The following is a 19,362-nucleotide window of genomic DNA, read 5'->3' on the forward strand; positions in this document are numbered from 1 at the left end:
CAAAATGGTCGACTAAAAAATCAGGAAGCATAAATTTTAAAAGCTCTATAGGATCCATCTTAAATTCTTATAGCGCAAATCTCTTATTTTATTTTGACATTTCCTCCCCAAGATTTGTTCTTGATCCCTAATTTTTACTAATTCAGTTTGACAAATTATTACGGATCAATTACTTTTTTACCTTAATCATATCTAATAAATTTTCCATATTATTTGGTACAGTGTACAATAGTATTTTTCTAGGAATTGTTGACAAAGCCTCTGCAGCTACTGCACCTAAGTAATGATCGGTAAGATTAAAACTATATACCTGCCAGTTTTTTGAGTTTTTAGTGAGGTGAAAATCTATACTGTGCTGTCCATCTAAACTGGGAATATATTTAAAATCTTCGTCAATGCCTTTTCCTAAGGCTTTTACAAAGGCTTCTTTACGTGTCCATGAAGTGTAAAAAGCATGTTTTTTATCAACTGCATTTTGAATCTCTAAAACTTGGTTATCATCAAAAACATCTGGAAGAAGACTTGTAAAGTTGAAATCTCTAGACATGTATTCAATATCCAATCCAACATTTTTTCGCGAAACTGCAATTGCAGCATAGTCTTCTGAATGTGAAACGTTGAAATAAAGCCAAGGATGTGAAGCTAGATAGGGCTTTTTATTAAAATGATAATCAAGATAAATATTTTTTACATTCAATTTAGTATGTGCTGCTAAAATAAATTTTAAGATCGATCTATATATAATAAATCGGTTTCTGTCTAATTCTTTAAAAAAACGCTGTGCTTTCTTAAGTTCCTTTGAGGTTAGGAATTGAGATAAATCAGATTTTAAGTCAATGAAATCTGGCAGATAAATTGTATAAATGATTATCTCATCAGTATCTAAAGATTTTTTTTTAATAGGAATCAATTTTAGATCCTGTATAGTTAAGTACTCAATGATAGAATTAGATATTTTCATGTTTCTCATCTAAAATGTCCTGAAGCAATCTCGCTAATACTTTATCGTTTGGTGGTGCTACAATATCTAAATGGTTACCAGAAATATTATGAATTCTAACGCCACCTAATGCAGCTTTTTTCCATCCTAAGTGTGTTGGATCTAATTTATAGTTATCATCATCTTTCGATCTAAATAAATCTACTTGAAAACTTTGTGGTTTAAGATGATAACGGTCAACAATTTTTTTGACCATTCCATCAGCTTCTATAAATTGCTGAAGAGCCAGTTCTTCTTGTTCTGTCATTATTGTTTTTTTACCAAAATGTCTTTGTAAGATGTATTCTTTTTTTCCATTGATACGCATTTTAAAAGCTTTCCAGCTCAATAACATTTCTTTTAAAAAATCTAACCTTCTATGTGTAATATCGAAGTATCTAACAAGTTGTTTTCTTCTATAATTTCCATAGTAATAAGAAGAATCGACATAAGAGTCAAGCAATGCAGTAAGGCTCACCGTTTTTCCTTGTTTTCTTAATTGACGTGTCATTTCAAAAGCCACAATACCGCCAAAAGAAAAACCTGCTAAGGCATAAGGCCCTTTTGGATTTACTTTTGTGATGGCATCTATATAATGAGCAGCCATTGCTTCAATCGATTCATACCACCCTTCAAAACCTTTAGGTTTAGTACCTTGAATACCATAAATAGGCTGATCATCATCAAAATGTTTACTTAAATTGATGAAGTTTAGAACATTTAGTCCCGCTCCGTGTACGATAAATAAAGGTGCTTTGTTTCCATGAGGCTTTATTGGAACCAAGCAATCAGAATATATTTCGGTTCCCGTATTTAGCAATTTGGCAAATTTCTCAATTGTTGAATATTTAAACAATGCAGATAAAGGGATTCGTTTACCGGTATGTTTCTCTATTTCAATCATAACCTTAACTCCTTTGATTGAATGGCCGCCCATTTCAAAGAAATCACTAAAAATATCGATAGCATCAAGACCTAGGCTTTCTTTCCAAATTGAAGCAACTATGTTTTCTTCTTCTGTTCGAGGGGCAGTATAAGTGAGTTTTTTATTTGCTTTATATTCTGATAATGCTTTACGATCTATCTTCCCATTGAGCGTTGTTGGAATTTTTTCTAATAAATTAAAATCATGAGGGATCAATTGTGCTGGTAATTTTGTTGCCAAGGCTTCGCGCCATAAGGGTATTTGATTTTCTGCATTTTCTAAATCTGAATCTGGAACAATGTGAGCTACAAGAAAATTCTCATTTGCTAGTACAACTGCAGATTTTATTCCGTCAAGTAATAACAAAGCTTGTTCTACCTCGCCAGGTTCAATACGATGGCCTCTAATTTTAACTTGCTGATCTACACGTCCTAAACATTCTATTTCGTTGTTTGGAAGTATTTTTCCCAAATCACCTGTACGATAAATTATATCATCGTTGGTGGAGAATTGATTTTCAATAAATTTCTTGGCTGTAAGTTCTGGTCTGTTCCAGTAACCTTTTGCAACACCATCACCCGCAATTACAATTTCGCCAATGTTTCCTGGTGCCACAAGCTGGCCTTGCTCATCTATTATATAAATTTGTGTATTACCAATTGGTTTGCCTATCGTAATTAGTTTGTCGTCAGATTTTACTTGTTTTATAGATGACCATATTGTAGTTTCTGTTGGACCATAGACATTCCAGAGCGTATCGCATTTAGAAAGAAGTTCTTTTGCAAGATCTTGAGGCATAGCTTCACCGCCGCATAATGCTTTGATCGGTAATTTTTCAGACCATCCAGAATCTAAAAGCATAGACCAAGTTGTGGGTGTAGCTTGAAGAAAATTAATTTTTTCGCTTTTTAGTAATTCTAGCAGCAGACGTCCATCTCTTGCTGTTTCATGATCAGCTAATATTAATGTTGCGCCTTTTATAAGTGGCAAGTATAGTTCTAAGCCAGCAATATCGAATGAAATAGTAGTTATAGAAAGCAGTCTGTCATTTTCGCTGATGCCTGGTTCTAAAGCCATGCTAAAAAGGAAGTTGACTAAATTTTTATGAGTAATAGGTACTCCCTTTGGATTACCTGTTGAGCCTGATGTATATAGTATATATGCAGTACTTTCGGAACTAAGCGAAAAAGGAAGAGGCAAAGGTGAATATTGATTTAACGCTTCAATTGAATCTTCTATAAATAATGTTTGAGGCCAAGATGGTAAAGATGCAAATAGTGTTTTGCTGGTAATTAATACTTTAGCGCCAGAATCATTTAGCATAAATTCTAAACGTTCTTTTGGATATTCAGGATCCAATGGCAGGTATGCGGCCCCACATTGCATAATAGCTAGTAATGTATAAAGCAATTCTGGACTTCTAGGAAAAGAAACGGCAATAAAATCACCGGATTGTATACCTTGGGCTTTTAAATAATGTGCTAGTTGATTTACTTTTTTATGTAATTCAAGGTAGGTAGTTTTAGATTCATAAAACTCTAATGCTACATTATATGGTGTAATTTCTGCTTGCTTTCTAAGCAATTCAGTTAAAGTTACATCTGGATAGTGCATTTCAGTATTATTTAAAGCACTGTAATCTGCTAAATAATTTCCTCCAACAAAATCTGATAAAGAAGTGCTTTTATCAGCTATTATTTTATTGATGATGTCTTCAAATGAAATCATCATTTCCTTTATAGTTTCTGGTTTGAATAATGTAGTATTGTAAGTCCACTGAAATATTGGACCTTCTTTTGCTCTAAATATATGAAGCTGAATTTCAAAAGTTCCATATTGTCTAGGATTGGCATTAAAACTATGAGAAAGACCTGTGAACGAAAACTCATTTTCTATGGTTCTTGCTAGGTCAACTGTTAGTATAACAGGAACTAAAGGAATTCTCGACGGATCTCTGGCAATAGCAAAACTTTTTAAAAGATGGCCAAAACTAACTTGCTGATGCTCATAAGCATCAAATAATTCAGAGTTTCTTTGTTTTAAATACGTGATAAAGTTAATATTCGGATTGATTTTACTGCGTAAGGGAAGCAGGTTAACGCAATCGCCAATTAACTGTCTCATGTCGTACAAAGTATTTCCTGAAGAAGGAAATCCGACAACTAAATCATTTTGCTTTGTAGTTTTAGCTAAGAAGATCTCGAAAGCCGCAAGCAAAGTGGTTACTAAACTGCATCCTGCACTTATTCCGATATTTTTTAAGTCGGTTATAATCGTATCATTGAAAGGAAAATCTATACGGTCACTATTATACGTTCGTAATAAAGGTCGTAAATGATCCAATGGTAATTCAATTGTAGGAACTGATTCTTTATAAATATTAATCCAAAAATCTTCTAAAGTTTTATAATCAGTGCTTTCTGTGAATGAATTTATTCTTTCGGCAAATTCACTGAAAAGTTCTGGAGTTGGAAGTTTTGGTTCTTTATTTTCTATATATGCAGAATAAATTGTACCAAGTTCTTCCAGTATAATATCGATACTTAACCCGTCACCAACAATGTGATGGATTGTTAACGTTGCTGTATATTCAAAATCATCAATTTTCACTAAGTTAACTCTAAAGAGAGGACCATTAACGAGGTCAAAAAGAGCATTTACTTCTTCTCTTACTAACGCATCTTTAGATAGTGCTCTTTTTTTCGCTGGCAGAATGGAAAAATCATTATGGGAAATTTCGAAATTAATATTTTTGTAAATGCACATAAAGCGTCCGTCTGGACTAAAGACGGCTCTCAAACCTTCATGACGCTGTACTAAAGTATCTACTGCTTTCTCAAATGTATCTAGTATTAAATTACCTTGAAAGTCAATAGATACAGATAGGTTGTAAGCCCTGTTAGCATCGCTGCCTCCAAAAATACAATCTGTCCAAATTTCCTGCTGCGAATTTGTTGTATGAATTACACGTTCAATTTCAGGCGAAAATGGATTAAATTGAATTTCAGTTTCAGTTTCCATTTCTGTTTGTATTTGAGGTTGATTTTTCATTATTACTTATTTTAAATGTAATTGCACAGTTTTGAAGTGGACAATTTAAAAACATTAATTATCTCTTATTACTTGATCCTTATAGTTTTATCTTTACAAAATCCCCGTTTTGATTGGGGTCTTTGATAAACCATGCCGGATTTCCATTTTCATCTCTTCCAAGTTTACTTCCTTGTACAGGAGGTTCATTTGCCATTATTGTATACTTTTTGTCAGCAGTAATAGTCGGTGCTGATTTTTGATTATTAAGTTTTGAAGTATCAATTGACTTTTCTTTTTTATGCACGCCATTTGTCCCATTTGTTTCGACTCCATTTTTGGGACTAAATTTAATCGACTCAAAATGTTCTATTTTTAGATTCGCAAATGAAGTATTTCCGTTTGCTGAAGAGCTTTGATAATTTTGTAATTGATCTACTTTCTGACTCAAAAGCTGAATTTGCTGTACAATTTGTTCTAGCGAAATTTGATTTTGATTTAGTGATAATTGTTGATCCTTAACTAAAGTATTTGATTCAATAATGTGATTAGTTGTTATTTCTACTTCCTTGCTCGCATTAATAAAATGCTCTTCAGGGAGATTAAGTTCTATATAATCTGCTAATAGTGATGGAGTTGAAAAACCTTCATTAAGTTGTCTAAAAGTAATTGGCAAATCAAATTCCTTTTTTAATTTTCCTGATAATTGAGTAAGCGATAAAGAGTCTAGACCAAGCTCTAAGAAAGTATTAGAAGCTGAATCAGAATCAAAAGTTATCCCTGATGCATTTTCTATAATTTCTGAGATCTTAAAAAGAATTGAATCTTTTTTGGAATCTTTAATATGCACATTTTTACTTTCAGTTTCTATTGAAATTATTGGGCTTTCTGATACTGATGCTTTTTGAATTATTGCTGTTTCTCTTGTTTCTAAAGGCTCAATCCAGCAATGTTTACGATCAAATACATAACTAGGTAATTCAATTTTTTGTCTTTGCTGTTCACTGTAAAAAGATTTCCAATCAGGATTTACACCTCGCATCCACAAATCGCCTAAAGCATTTAGTACTGTAAAATATTCATTTTCTTGCTCATCTTTTGGAAAAGTTAAACTAGGGAATGCCGAGATAATTTTACCAGCAGCTTGTTGACGTGCTAAAGTTGTCAGCGTTTGACCAGGGCCAACTTCCAGTAAAATAAAATCTTCTAATTTAAATGCAGTATCCATTGCGTCTGCAAATCTAACTGTGTTTTTCAAATGGTTAACCCAGTACATTGGGTCTGTAGCATCGGTGTCTGTAAGCCATGTTCCTGTAACTGTTGAAATAATTGGTAATCGAGGAATGTTCAGCGTTATTTTTTCTAACTCATTTTTGAAGGTATCTAAAATTGGATCCATCATAAAAGAGTGAAATGCGTGGCTTGTATTAAGTAATTTATTTGGAATTTCTTGAGTGTCAAGTTTCTCATTAAAGGCTACAATGTCTTCTTTTGTCCCAGAAACAACACAGAACTGATTTGCATTTATAGCAGCAACTGAAAGTGTGTCAGGAAGCAGCTCTTTCAGTTTATCTATAGATACTCGAACAATTAACATAGATCCGCCAGGAAGTTCGCTTATTAATTTTCCTCTTATGGCGACAATATGTAATGCATCTTTTAGACTTAGGATTCCAGCTAAATGTGCAGCAGCAAATTCACCAATACTATGTCCACAAAGAAAAGTTGGCTTTATTCCCCAGCTCAGCCATAATTGCGATAATGCATATTCGGTAACAAATAAAGCAGGCTGTGTTAATTGAGTATCTTTTAGGAGTTCTTCGGCTTCAGTAGAATTATTTTTCGGATAAATTATATCTCGGATATCCATTTTTAGATCTTCCATCAATAAATCGGCACATTTATCTATGGACTCACGATATACTTTTTCGTTATCATAAAGTGTTTTACCCATTTGTAAATATTGCGCTCCTTGTCCAGGAAAAAGAAATCCAATTTCACTTGGTACACTTTTTAATATTGCGCTTTTAGAACTTTTAGTTTTTAAGCAAAGTAATTTTTCGGCAGCACTTTTAGTAGAATCAGCGATTAAAAAACTTCTATGATTAAAATCATCTCGTGTCGTATTCAAAGAATATGACATGTCTGCTAATGCAATATCTTTTGATTTATCAATAAAATGACCTAGTGCATTTTCGTAACCCAGTAAACTATTTTGACTTTTTGCGGACCACATTAGTATTTCAAAAGGTCGACCGCTGGAAGATTGTTTTGGTTTTGCTTCATATTCTTCAACAATAGCATGAACATTGGTACTTCCTATACCAAAAGAACTTATACCGGCTCTTCTTATACCATCTGCTTTCCAATCAATTAATGTATTATTGATATAGAAAGGGCTGTTGTCAAAATCTATATTTGGATTTGGTTTGGTAAAATTTACCATTGGCGGTATTTGCTTGTATCGCATTGCCAGCATTACTTTAATCAAACCTGCAACTCCAGCTGCTGCTGTGGTATGGCCCATATTACTTTTAATAGTGCCTAATGCGCAATAATTGTTTTTTTCTTGTTTCCCGTAAGCTATTTTTAGTCCTTCAATCTCTATTGGATCACCAATTGGAGTTGCGGTACCATGCGCCTCCATATAAGTGATTGTTGAAGGTGATATTTGAGCATCATTAAATGCATTAATAATTGCTCCAGCTTGACCTTTAGGACTCGGAGCCATAAAACTTCCTTTATCTCCTCCGTCATTATTGACCCCAACACCTTTAATTACACCATATATTATATCACCATCTTTTTCGGCTTCTTCTAATTTTTTAAGTAAAACTACTCCAGCTCCGTCACTAAAAACGGTGCCTTTTCCCGAAGCGTCGAAAGACCTTGTAGAGCCATCAGGACTTTTAATAAAGCCATCGTCATAAAGATGACCGCTATTTATAGGAGCTGTCACGCTTGAACCTCCTGCAAGAGCAATATCACACATTCCAGTTCTAATTGCTTTCACCGCTTCTGCAACTGCCAATAGTGAGGTAGAGCAGGCGGAATGTACGCTGACAGATGGTCCTTTTAAATTTAAATGATAGGAAGTACGAGGAGCAATAAAATCTTTTCCGTTTACGGTATAAATTTGTAAGTCACCTATTGAGCTTTTTAATTCTTTATTGGAAAAAATATTGTTTTCATAATATGAATTGATTTCACTTCCAGAATATACTCCGATGCTTCCTTTATAATGTTTAGGAAGATGCCCAGCTTGTTCCAAAGCTTCGAATGAAATTTCTAGAAATATTCGTATTTGCGGATCCATTGCTGCGGCCAGCTGTGGATTTAATCCAAAGAAGTTGGCATCAAATGTTTTGGCAGAAGGCAATATTCCTCTAGCGCCTATATAAAGTGGATCTTTACGAAGGCTTTCGGGTAAACTGCTGTCTAATTCTTCTTTTGTGAAAAGGGAAATGGTTTCTTTACCATCTCTTAGATTTTCCCATAATTCATCAATTGTATCGGAACCAGGAAATCTTCCTGCCATTCCAATTACAGCGATATCTGCAGAAGTTGTTTTGTAGTTATTCGTTTCTTTAAAAGCAAACAAATCTTCATCATTAATATTCTCTTCTAAAGTTGCAGCAAGTTCTCTAATTGTGGGATGAATATATATTTTAGAAACTGGTATATCTTTAGATAAATTCTGTCTCATTAAGGTAGTAACTTTTTGTGCCAATACAGAACTGCCTCCCATATCAAAGAAGTCATCATCAATACCTATACTTGATATTTTTAATTCTTCGCTCCAGATTTTTGCAATATTTTTTTCTAATTGCGTATTAGGTTTTTTGAAAAGAGGAGCAGAATCAGGTCTATTATATTCGGGAACTGGTAAATTCTTTTTATCAATTTTTCCATTTGGTGTTATCGGAAAATCATCGATCCAAATATACTTTGAAGGAATTAATATTTCAGGAAGTATTTTAGAAAGAGCCTCCTGAATTAATTTTTCATCTTGTGATTCTTCTTTAGATTTTAAATAAGCTACAAGTTTGTCTTCATTACCAAAAAGATTGCTGACAATAACTGCAGATTGTTTTATTCCATGCAAAGTATTTAAGGCGGCTTCTATTTCACCCAACTCAATACGATGACCTCTAATTTTTACCTGATGATCTATACGTCCTAAACATTGAAACTCTCCATTTGGCAATAATTTTCCTAAGTCACCAGTTCGATAAAGAATAGAATTGGCTTCAGTTGAGAAAGGATTTGGTACAAATTTTTCAGCTGTAAGTTCGGGGCGTTTCCAGTAACCTTCTGCGACTCCATCCCCGCCAATTACTATTTCTCCAATTGTTCCTGGTGCAACAATTTTACCTTGTTCATCTAATAAATAAATTTGTGTATTTGCAATAGGATGTCCAATGGTTATTAAATCATCATCAGCAAAAATTTGTTTTACGGCAGACCATACAGTAGTTTCAGTTGGCCCATACATATTCCAAAGCGAGTCGCATCGTGAAGTGAGCTGGCGTGCAAGGTTCAATGGCATCGCTTCACCACCGCAAAGTGCTTTTAAAGACAGTGGTGTTTCCCATCCAGAATCAAGTAACAATTGCCATGTGGTTGGTGTAGCCTGCATTATTGTGATTTCTTTTTTCTTTAAAAGATTTAATAATAACTGACCGTCGCGGGTAGTTTCGTAATCTGCAAAAACTACTGCGGCACCTTTTATTAATGGCAGAAACAATTCTAATCCAGCAATATCAAAGGAGATTGTAGTAATTGATAATAATTTGTCTGCTGCTTTTATACCTGGCTCAATTGCCATACTATAAAGAAAGTTTACTAAATTTTTATGAGTGACAGTAACTCCTTTAGGTTTTCCTGTAGATCCAGAAGTATACATCATATATGCAACAGCTTTATTGGAAACAACATTTGGAAGTGGTAAAACAGGATATTCATCAAGTGAAGATATTACATCTTCTATTACTATTTTTTTGGAAGAATTGGGTAATGAATCTGAAAGGGCTTTTGTGGTTAATAAAAAACTTGCTTCAGAATCTATAAGCATAAATTCCAAACGTTCAGCAGGAAATTTAGGGTCTAATGGCAGATATGCAGCACCGCATTGTAAAATTGCAAAAAGAGAAGCAATTAAATTTGGGCTTCTTTCCATTGATACAGCAACAATTTGTCCAGAAGATAAACCTTGTAGCGAAAAGTAATTAGCCATTCTATTTACAAGTGTATCCAATTCTGCATAACTGATTTTTTGGTTCTCAAATTCAAGAGCTGTTGAATCAGGAGATGCTTTAGCCTGCTCTGAAAAAAGTTCATGCAGCGGACTTGTTGGATAATTCATTTTTGTCCAGTTTATTTTGTTTTCCAGATTATTGTTGTTAGGTCTTTTCATTTTAAATTGTATTAAAATTAAAGTTGAGCAAAATAATATGATAATATTAGCGTTGTGCTAAAAAGAAAAGAATTTAAAATACTGGCTTATAGTTTGTTAGTAGGGAATTTTACACTTTTTATTTATGGAGCTTCTTGAAAAATAAATAGATGTAAGAATTTTGATTGGTTTTAGCCTTTACTTTGTCTTTATATTAAAATAATATTTACAGCTTATTATTCAATAAGTTGATCAAAAAAAGGAAAAAAATTTCAGTAATACTTGCATATTCTGTATAAAGCTATTATTATCGATGAAAAGCATATTTTGAATTGAATCAGACAAATTTTGTTTATAATTGTTGATAGTCATTTAGAGTTAATTTTCTCTCGTTAACTTCTTTTTACTTTATTTTAAAATAGATCAGCGAAAGTTGAAACTCTATCTTTTTTCAAAAAATCTACAGTAATTATTATATTTTTAAAATAAAAAAAATAATTTATTCGATGGTGTAATTGATTTAAAATCAATAATATAAAAGCTTGTTAAAATAACAGATTTGCTTTTTTTGATGCCGTACAATTATGAAATAATAGTAATTTGGGCTGCTGAATTGAAGAATAGGTAAAAATGAGGGGCACAGATAATTTATGAAGTATATCAGCGTTATTTTATGGATAACCATTGTTTAGATTGCAAAACCAATCATATTTCATCTTTTATTGTCACTTATTATAACATAATGTAGTTTTCTTAGATAATATGTTAAACAATAAAAAAAATTAACTTTTTCAATGTAAGTAAAAAGTCATTAAAATACTACATTTGATGTGTTTTATCGGATATAAACTATATTATATCGATTATTTTTTGAAATTAAATATTTTTGCAGTATAACAAATATAGAGAAATTAAACTGTGAAGTATCTAAGATTAAAATACATTAACCTACTTATAATTACGATGTTATTTTTTCCTTTTTTAGGGAATAGTCAGACGCAGTCCAGCGATATTATGGAGACCATAATTACATCTGGAAGTAATGCAACAGGCAGTTCTGGAACAGTTACCTACTCAATTGGACAAGTATTTTATACTTATATTGGAGTAGAATCAGTTTATAATGTAGCCCAAGGAATACAGCATCAAGAAAAAGATGGAAACTTAGGAACACCCGAAGTTGAAACACCTACAACAGAAATATTAGCTTTCCCAAATCCGACAATAGATTTTGTTACCATAAGTATGACTGGTTTAGAGTTAGAGAGCGGACAAAGATCTTATAAGCTTTATGACATTCAAGGAAGGCTTTTAAAACAAAATACAATTGATCAAACAGAAGCACAAGTGAGCTTTAATTATCTAAGTCCATCCATTTATATACTTGTAGTGTATAATGATAATAAAATTTTGAAATCGTTTAAAATAATAAAAAATTAAAAAAATAGATCTAATGAAACTTGCACATACCCTTTTATTATTATTATTTGTGACTGTTACGTTTAAGGTATTTGCACAAGCACCTGAAAAAATGAGTTATCAAGCCATTATTCGAGCTCAAGATAATAGCTTAGTTGTTAACTCTAGGATAAGCCTTAAAGTTGTTGTTCATCAAGGCGCAGCAACGGGTACAAATGTTTATCAAGAAACGCATTCTGTTACTACAAATGTTAATGGTTTGGTTTCTCTTGAACTTGGGACAGGAACAGTTGCCACGGGAGATTTTAGTAAAATTGCTTGGGATAAAGGACCTTATTATATTGAAACACAAGTGGATGTTAAGGGAGGGACCAATTATAATATTACAGGTGTTACACAGCTTTTGAGTGTACCTTATGCTTTGTATGCAAAAACATCAGGAGGAACGTCATCTACGCCGTTCAGGTCTGCAATTGTTTCATTTACTTCATCAAGAAATATTGCGGCAGGAGATATAAACAATACAATTGAATGTACTTCATCGGCCATATTAACACTAACTTCTGATTTTGGAAATATGGTGGTGGGTGAGACTATTAATTTGGAGGCTCACAATGGTGCAATCTTAACTATACAAGCTGCTTCTGGCGTAACTATTAATTATAATGCTGGTGCAAGTGCCAGATTTACCAGTGCAGCTGGGAATGTAAGGTTTGGATTTCTTAGAAAAATAGGTACAAATTCGTATATCATTTCTGGACAATGAAACATCTAATTTATTTTTTACTCTTTTCGACATCAGTTTTTTCGCAAAATTATCAATATGCAATTGAAGAGGTTGCTGTGACAACTCCTGAAGCACCAGGCGTAAATAACCAGCTTGAAGAGATTGAATATTTTAAAGCGTACTTATTACCTCTTACGCAAAAAGCTACTATTCAGTCAGCTTTAGATAAATACGGAGCTGTACGATTAGAAAAAGGAGATTATTCGGGAGTGAACATTGTCATGAAAAGTAATCAAAAGCTATATGGACATGCATCTTTAAATAAAGTATCAAATATTACGATAGCTGCAGGAAGTACGGGAGTTGTTTTAGAATCACTGCTTCCAGCAGATCAGACAATAACATTGCAGTCAGGAGGCGTAATTTCTTATTGTACTTTCAAATCTATTAAGTGGGCAACCTTAGTAGGCACAAATGTAACGCTTGAGAATAATTCTTTTATAAATTTTATGGGACCGATACGCATTGACTGCAGTCAGTCAGGATACATAAGAAATACTAAAATAATTAAACATCAGTCGCAAGGAGGTTCTAATATGCTTGTTTTAAAAGGAAATAGCGGTACTCCTAGTTATGGAAATGTGAGTCTGCATACCAATTTTTTAACTCCTCATGGAAATACAACGGATATTGATGGTTTGCGATCACTTACTTTTGTTGGTTTAGATGCCGAAGGATGGAATCTTACTGGTGAAGGAACAAAGGCTATGATTACCGCTACTAATATTGGTAATGTAAAAATAACCGATTTTAATGGCGCGAATAGTTATTCTGCTGTTAGAACCCCATCTTTTGATATTGACGCCGAAAATGTTTTCTTCTTAGATAAATCTATGAATCTTCCAACAGATGCATTATCCGTAAGAGCAAATATGTTTGTGGTAAATGGAGGAGGAACATATGTTAGAAAATCAGGAACAGTTACAGGATTTGACCTTCAGGCTAATTTAAATGCTAGTAACACTGTAAGGTATAATGGAGTAGATCAAACAACTGCTATGTCAAATAGTACAGCGGTTAACACTATTTCAAATTCTATTTTAGGAACAAAATTTACACCTTGGAATAGGCCGACTTGGGAAACACTACCAAACCCTTTAGGTGCAAACTGGAAAGCAGAAAGAGAGGGGAAACCAGATCAGACAAGTTATATCCAAAATCTAATTAATACTAAAGGAGTTGCGGAATTACCAGAAGGTGTTTTTTATATTGGATCGACATTGAAACTTCCTATTGACTCTAATCATGGAATTGTAGGTCAAGGAACAGGAAAAACAGTTATAGTTGGCCTAACAGATGATTTTCCTCTAATATCTCTAACAGGAGGTCAGGATGCTAATTTTATATTAAGTTATTTGACTCTTCAGGGTGGAAGTGTTGGAATATATTCATCTCAAGATTATGGAACACAGCACATGTCTTATCAAAACATTAAGTTTGTTGTCTTTAGAAACCAAAATTACGCTATACAGTTAAAACAAATTAGAGGATTTGATAATAACTTCCTAGATAATTTAGGTTTTGTTGATTGTAATATTGGATTTTTCCAAAATCCTCTTACTCCTTATGCAAATGATATTGATACTTCAAGTTTTGTCGACAAAACCATGTTTTATAAAAACCAATTCATTAACTGCGGTACGGCAGTTTCTATGTTAGCTACTAGAGCAGATAATTTAGATGCATGGGTAGATTGTAAATTTGATGGAGGTAAAATAGCACTTGCTTTAGGAGGTCAAAACGCTCCTTTAGCGGCCAATTGTGATTTTACTAATTATACTGGAGTAAATATTATAACAAGTAATGTATTCTCATTATACAACTCTAATATATATAACAACAGAATTACTGGTTCAACAATAAATTCAATTAGTACTAATATTGAAGGATGTCAATTTTTGGATAATACTCCGCCATTTTCGCCGGTATTATTCAATCCTTTAAACAATCATATCGTAAACTCAACAATTACAGGGAATATTGTCACTGTAATTCCAGCGAATCAAGGTTACGGACTAGAATCTGCTGTTTATGTAAACAGTACGTTTTTAGCCAATCAAAATCTTAGTAAATTATTGGTTAATGTAAAAGCGGGGGTTCCAACTGTTATTATTAATACAACTTCAAATGCATATCCGCAGCTTTTGGTAACGCAATAAATAAAATAAAAACATCGATATAAGGCTCAGATTAGTTTAACTATTCTGAGCCTTTATTTTTTTATAGAATTATTATCTATTTATCAAAATGTACTAAAATCTTTTTTTTAAGTTTATAAGACTTCATTTTCAAACAATTCAAATTTCTTATTCATTTTTGGTGAAATCTCCTAATATAGGCCATGCAAACAAGTAGAAATACGTGATTATTATCTTATAAAATAAGGTTTTCATGACATTCTAAGACACATCTGAGAGCCTTAAAATGTAACATGTTGTATTTTATCGATTTTAAAATCCGTTGAACAGATTTATTATTAATTAGTCGAAACATTATATATTTTTGATCAAAATTTAAAATGAATGATAAAGAAAAACAGTCATTTAGCTTTAAACCTTGTTAATAATTGAATAGTTGTAGTGAAAAGATGTTTTTTTTACAAATAAGATAAAAAATAGAAATTACTCTTTTTTAGAGATTGATTCATCTTGCTGCAATAATTTTAAAATAAAGAATTATTTAAATTTTTTACTTTTTATGAAATATAGTGTATACGAAAATATTAGAAAGATAAGAGAATTAAAAAATTTCACTAGAGAGTATGTAGCTGCTGAGTTAAAAATGAGCACCAGTGGTTATGGTAAAATTGAAAGAGGCGATGTCGATTTAACGGTTTCGAAATTAATCGAAATTTCAAAAGTTTTAGAAGTCTCAATTGAGTTCATATTTAAATTCGATGTTTCAGTTTTTTTTAGTGAAACCAGATAAAAATTCCCTCAGGTAATTGAAAGTTTATATTAATGAAACTTAAATAAATTAGAATTAGTAATAAAAAATTTAGTTATGGAAAGTTACTATTTAAAGATTAGAGAGTATCGATTGCAAAATAATCACACCCCTGAATATGTGGCTATTCAAATGGAAATTAGTGTCAAGAAATATGAAAAAATTGAACAAGGAATGGTAGATCTCAAATTATCGAAACTAGATCAGTTAGTTAAGATTTTAGGAATCAAAAAAAGCCAAATTTTTCAATTAGGTAATTAGTATTTTTCACAACAAATCATTTTCAAAAAGAGTTCTTATTTAAGATTAAGGTCTAAAAAAAAACTCTTTTCTTTTTACGACTTATGTTTTACTTTTAAAACATATCCTAAAGATTCTAAGATCAAAACATAATGTGTTTTTGTAATATCTTTTATCACGGCCTTCTGGTCACAAAAGGGACCAGAGTTTAAATGTATTTGATCTCCAATCTGATATTGCATTACTGATATTTCTGAAGAAGTATCTCCAGTATTTAGCCATTCTTTGATGGTTTCTATTTCATGGTCCTTTACAACGGCATGTCTTCCCAGCCAAAATAAAAAGCGTACTACTCCAGGAGAATGAAATACAAGATTTCGATCCTTTTCTGCCAATTGTACAAATATGTAATGATTAAATAATGGCACTTCTACCTTTATTTTCCTATCTGATCTTTGTTGGACTTTTTTAATTACAGGACAATAACAATTGATATTAAACTTAGTTAATTGTTCTGCTGCTCTTTTTTCCCATTTAGGTTTTGTATATACTACATACCATTTCATAATCCTTAATTTATTTATCGTATTTGTAAATAGTTTTTTTAAAATATTCAAATTTTTCATTCTTGTTTCAAAAAAATCATTCCTTATTAAGGATAATTGTAACACTTAATTCTATTAAGAGGAGCGTTTTTTTCTGGTAAATTATATTAGTAAGTTTCTAGAAAACCACATTAAAAGTAGTAGATGGTTTCATGCATAAACTAAGAAGTAAATTTAATTCTGAGCATTTAAAATTAGTATCGATTTTTATCCTAAAATTTCCTTATTAAGGACATTTAGCAACAAAAATGCAATTTCTCATCTCCTGTATTGTCATAATTTTATCTTAAATTATTGTTAGAGAAAAATCAGATAATTGACTAAGATTTATTGTTTTTAAGCAAGCCAATTTTAGTCTTTTACAATATTCTAAAACCATAATTATTTTAGTTTTTTATGCCATTAAATTTTCTTTTTTGAGTAGTTAAAGTGTAACTATTCACGGGGAACCCTTTTTCAAAATTTAAAAAAAACCTTAGAAACCCTAATAAAATGGTTTTTAATTTTTACGCAGACATTTCTACATTAACAAACATATTTTTTAATTTAAAACATTAAGCAGATGAGAACAGGAATAACCTTTAGTGCTTTTGATTTGTTACATGCAGGGCACGTTAAAATGCTGGAAGAAGCAAAACAACATTGTGATTACTTAATTGTTGGTCTACAAACAGACCCAACGTTGGATCGTCCGACAAAAAATAAACCAACACAAACTGTAGTAGAACGCTACATACAGTTGAAAGCATGCAGGTTTGTTGATGAAATTGTTCCTTACGCTACAGAACAAGATTTAGAAGATATTTTAAAATCTTTTACTCTTGACGTACGTATTGTAGGTGATGAATATAAGGATAGAGATTTTACGGGTAGAACTTATTGCGAAGAAAAAGGAATCGAATTGTATTTCAATACTAGAGATCATCGTTTTTCGAGCACTAATCTTCGTAATGAAGTGTATCAAAAAGAAATTTTAATGCATTCGAATGGCAATTAGTACTGTTACTCATGTCCTTTTAACTGGTGGAATTGGCAGCAGATTGTGGCCGCTTTCCAGAAAAACACTGCCAAAGCAATATCTCGAGCTTTTTGAAGGCGAATCACTCTTTGAAAAAACGGTGGTTCGTAATATAAATGTTTCTAATAAAACGATAGTCGTAGGGAATATTGAAAATTACAAAATGAGTAACGTCATTATGTCTAAATTCAGTAAACCCTTTACTCATATTGTTGAAGCGGTTCCTCGCAATACGGCGGCAGCGATTGCATTTGCAGCATTTGCATCAGATCCAGAAGATATTTTATTGATTACTCCCTCAGATCATATAATAGAAGGTAAAAATTCCTATACACTAGCTCTGCAGCAAGCCATATCCTTGGCTAATCAAAATTACCTCGTAACTTTTGGAATCAAACCAACAAAACCAGAAACGGGCTATGGCTATATCGAATTTGAGAAAGAAAATGTAATCGCATTTCATGAAAAACCAAATTCGAAAACAGCAGAGACTTATCTAAAAAAAGGAAATTATTTCTGGAACAGCGGTCTTTTTTGTTTCAAAGCAGCTAAGTTTTTAGTTGAGCTCGAAAAGCAGGAACCTGAAGTTTATTGGGCTTCAAAAGCAGTTTGGGATGTAAATAAAGATGGTTTTTTGGATTACGATTTGTCAATGAATATTCCTTCTATAAGTATTGATTACGCTGTTATGGAAAGAAGTAATGATATTAAAGTAGTTCCTGCTCATTTTGAATGGTCTGATTTGGGATCTTTTGAATCAGTTTACGATTACTTAGTTCAAAAAGGCCATCCAATCGATGCAAATAAAAACATTGCCATAGGAACTTCATTGCATACCACTTTTATAGGGGTTAAAAACTGCATATTGATTTATACTACTGATGCTTTAATGGTTTTGCAAAAAGAAAATTCTCAAGAGGTAAAACAAGTTTACCAGCAGTTAGAATCTATTGCTTCTCCATTATTATAAAAAGAACTACTTAAGAGATAAAATCTGAAGTCTCTATAAATTTAAAAGTGCCTACAATGATTGATAAAAATGTTGCAATATATATTGCTGGACACAAGGGAATGGTTGGAAGTGCCATTTGGAGAACCTTAAAAGCAAAAGGTTATAACAATCTTATTGGAGCTTCGAGCAAAGAATTAGATTTAAGAGAACAAGATGAAGTTCGCAATTTTCTTCAAGAGGTAAAACCTAATGTCATTATAGACGCTGCTGCAAAAGTGGGCGGAATTTTAGCCAATAATGATTTTCCGTATCAATTTTTGATGGAAAACATGCAGATTCAAAATAACCTGATTAATGAAGCTCATAAGCTGGGTGTTGAAAAATTTATCTTTTTAGGAAGTTCTTGTATTTACCCAAAATTGGCAATTCAGCCATTAAAGGAAGAGTATTTACTAACAGCTTCTCTAGAAAGCACCAACGAATGGTATGCTTTAGCAAAAATCACTGGTGTAAAATTATGCCAGGCTATTCGTAAACAGTTTAAAAAAGATTTTGTGAGTTTAATGCCAACCAATTTATACGGCATTCATGACAATTTTGATTTGAATAGTTCTCACGTTTTGCCGGCCATGATTCGCAAATTTCATGAAGCCAAAGAAAACAATAATGCCTCAGTAATACTTTGGGGAACAGGAAAACCTATGAGAGAATTTCTGTTTGTAGATGATATGGCAGAAGCAGTAGTTTTTGCTTTAGAAAATCGACTTCCAGGATATTTATACAATGTAGGAACAGGAGAAGATCTAACCATTAAAGATTTAGCAGCTGCAATACAAAAAATTGTAGGCCACAAGGGAGATATTATTTGGGATGACAGCAAACCTGATGGAACACCTAGAAAATTAATGGATGTTTCTAAAATGCACAATATTGGCTGGAAACACCAAGTGAATTTAGAAGATGGAATACAAAAAACTTACAATTGGTTTCTAGAAAATATTGAAAATTTAAAAGAAAAGACTTATTAATAGTTATTCTTTTAATCTGGAAATCTCCAAAAAAACTT

Annotated in this window: 12 protein-coding genes; 8 read left to right on the plus strand and 4 right to left on the minus strand. The window is 32.3% G+C overall.

Going from position 1 to position 19,362, the window contains the following annotated elements; genetic code table 11:
• Positions 1-169: 169 nt before the first annotated feature.
• The 3 genes from BSF42_RS16985 to BSF42_RS16995 all read right to left on the minus strand — a co-directional run bounded on the left by BSF42_RS16985 (position 170) and on the right by BSF42_RS16995 (position 10,350).
• The gene (locus BSF42_RS16985; protein WP_172426714.1) at positions 170-961 is read right to left on the minus strand and encodes a 4'-phosphopantetheinyl transferase superfamily protein; all 792 of its coding nucleotides are present in this window, start codon (positions 959-961) and stop codon (positions 170-172) included.
• The gene (locus BSF42_RS16990; protein ID WP_095954293.1) at positions 948-4,955 is read right to left on the minus strand and encodes a non-ribosomal peptide synthetase; all 4,008 of its coding nucleotides are present in this window, start codon (positions 4,953-4,955) and stop codon (positions 948-950) included. Before BSF42_RS16990 ends, BSF42_RS16985 begins: the two co-directional genes overlap by 14 nt.
• A 79-nt stretch (positions 4,956-5,034) precedes the next feature.
• A complete protein-coding gene (locus BSF42_RS16995; protein ID WP_095954294.1) occupies positions 5,035-10,350 on the minus strand; it encodes a type I polyketide synthase in 5,316 nt (1,771 codons plus the stop codon).
• Positions 10,351-11,247: 897 nt separating this feature from the next.
• Here BSF42_RS16995 and BSF42_RS17000 point away from each other — a divergent pair.
• From BSF42_RS17000 to BSF42_RS17020, 5 genes are all read left to right on the plus strand, one after another.
• Positions 11,248-11,769, plus strand: coding sequence for a T9SS type A sorting domain-containing protein (locus BSF42_RS17000; RefSeq protein ID WP_141248471.1), 522 nt, complete (start codon positions 11,248-11,250; stop codon positions 11,767-11,769).
• 91 nt (positions 11,770-11,860) lie between these two features.
• Positions 11,861-12,514, plus strand: coding sequence for a hypothetical protein (locus BSF42_RS17005; protein WP_141248472.1), 654 nt, complete (start codon positions 11,861-11,863; stop codon positions 12,512-12,514).
• On the plus strand, positions 12,511-14,694 hold the full coding sequence (locus BSF42_RS17010; RefSeq protein WP_095954297.1) for a hypothetical protein: 2,184 nt from the start codon (positions 12,511-12,513) through the stop codon (positions 14,692-14,694). Before BSF42_RS17005 ends, BSF42_RS17010 begins: the two co-directional genes overlap by 4 nt.
• Positions 14,695-15,232: 538 nt before the next feature.
• Complete coding sequence (locus BSF42_RS17015) at positions 15,233-15,463, plus strand: helix-turn-helix transcriptional regulator (protein WP_095954298.1); 231 nt, start codon at positions 15,233-15,235, stop codon at positions 15,461-15,463.
• A 75-nt stretch (positions 15,464-15,538) separates the two neighbouring features.
• A complete protein-coding gene (locus BSF42_RS17020) occupies positions 15,539-15,742 on the plus strand; it encodes a helix-turn-helix domain-containing protein (RefSeq protein WP_095954299.1) in 204 nt (67 codons plus the stop codon).
• A gap of 74 nt (positions 15,743-15,816) precedes the next feature.
• On the opposite strand, the gene BSF42_RS17025 is transcribed toward BSF42_RS17020, so the two are convergent.
• A complete protein-coding gene (locus BSF42_RS17025) occupies positions 15,817-16,287 on the minus strand; it encodes a UpxY family transcription antiterminator (protein ID WP_095954419.1) in 471 nt (156 codons plus the stop codon).
• A gap of 601 nt (positions 16,288-16,888) precedes the next feature.
• Between BSF42_RS17025 and BSF42_RS17030 the strand changes: the two genes are divergently transcribed.
• Genes BSF42_RS17030 through BSF42_RS17040 form a run of 3 tightly spaced genes read left to right on the plus strand, consistent with a single transcriptional unit; the run spans position 16,889 to position 19,324 of the window.
• Positions 16,889-17,323 (plus strand): adenylyltransferase/cytidyltransferase family protein, encoded by a 435-nt coding sequence (locus BSF42_RS17030; protein WP_095954300.1) that lies wholly within the window; start codon positions 16,889-16,891, stop codon positions 17,321-17,323.
• Positions 17,313-18,314 (plus strand): mannose-1-phosphate guanylyltransferase, encoded by a 1,002-nt coding sequence (locus tag BSF42_RS17035; protein ID WP_095954301.1) that lies wholly within the window; start codon positions 17,313-17,315, stop codon positions 18,312-18,314. The genes BSF42_RS17030 and BSF42_RS17035 overlap by 11 nt, the downstream gene beginning before the upstream one ends.
• Before the next feature lie 56 nt (positions 18,315-18,370).
• Entirely contained in the window at positions 18,371-19,324 is a 954-nt protein-coding gene (locus BSF42_RS17040) for a GDP-L-fucose synthase (protein WP_095954302.1), read from the plus strand.
• Positions 19,325-19,362 lie beyond the last annotated feature (38 nt).

This window comes from Flavobacterium sp. ACN6 (assembly GCF_002304005.1).
Lineage (GTDB): Bacteria > Bacteroidota > Bacteroidia > Flavobacteriales > Flavobacteriaceae > Flavobacterium.